The following is an 884-nucleotide window of genomic DNA, read 5'->3' on the forward strand; positions in this document are numbered from 1 at the left end:
TGAATTAGACCTTCAATTGTTTCTTTGCAATTTTCAAGATTAGCTTTTTCAAATACTACCACACTGACAACATGTGTTCCACCAGAAGCAAGATGCAAAACTAGTAGAGTTTGAAAAGCACTTAGCACTGTTAATACACCATAAGCCGCTAATATCAATCCCCCAATAAATGAATTTTGCATCATTGAAAGGCCAATAAGAGCGAAAATTATACCCAAGCAAATGTTTTGAAATCAAGACGAAATGAACTATCTACACTTGCAACATGATCAACAGGAATTGTTTTATTTTGAGAACCCAGTGGAATAACTTTTAAAATAGTAGGGTTAGAAGTTTTTATAAAGACTCCCTCTAAAGTAATGGAAGCTTTTAAATAGAATGTTAAATACGATGTAATGAAAGATTGTTTCATAATATTCTCTTTTTATTTTTTCAAGTTGTATTACATCATGTTTTCTTATAAAAAAGCATTTTGCTAACATATTCTTTTGCCAGATAATTCTTTAAATAAAAAAACAACCCTCAAACGGATTGTTTCACTAGACTATCAGACAAGGCCACGGACTTCTTTCAAAAATTTAGAAAAAGAAACAGCGCCTTTAATGATTAGAAATCCTCCTATCCACTCGGTCGCTGAAAGAAAGCCCAGCACGCCACCAATGATAAATAAAATAGAAGGTAGCTTTCGAAGTTGTTGATCTTCTTCGAAATAGATTAACATAAAGGTCCCTAATGCAATCATCAAAATCTTAAAAAATGTCAGGAGCAAGGAAAAGGTTACCGTGACGACCAGCACCTTTGAAGGATCTTTATAGATGATGGCACCAGTATAGGATAGCAAAAATCGTAGGACAGGTCCCAAAAGCAAGGTTATGCCTGCCACC

Annotated in this window: 2 protein-coding genes; both read right to left on the reverse strand. The window is 34.3% G+C overall.

The window, feature by feature from the left end; all coding sequences use genetic code 11:
• Window positions 1-208: 208 nt before the first annotated feature.
• Window positions 209-412 carry a hypothetical protein gene (locus GMD4S_RS09520; protein WP_008281298.1) on the reverse strand — a complete coding sequence of 68 codons (204 nt, stop codon included), beginning with the start codon at window positions 410-412 and terminating at the stop codon, window positions 209-211.
• Between the two features lie 135 nt (window positions 413-547).
• The gene (locus GMD4S_RS13575; RefSeq protein WP_008290302.1) at window positions 548-883 is read right to left on the reverse strand and encodes a hypothetical protein; all 336 of its coding nucleotides are present in this window, start codon (window positions 881-883) and stop codon (window positions 548-550) included.
• Between the last annotated feature and the right edge of the window lies 1 nt (window position 884).

It is taken from the genome of Streptococcus sp. GMD4S (genome assembly GCF_000296955.1).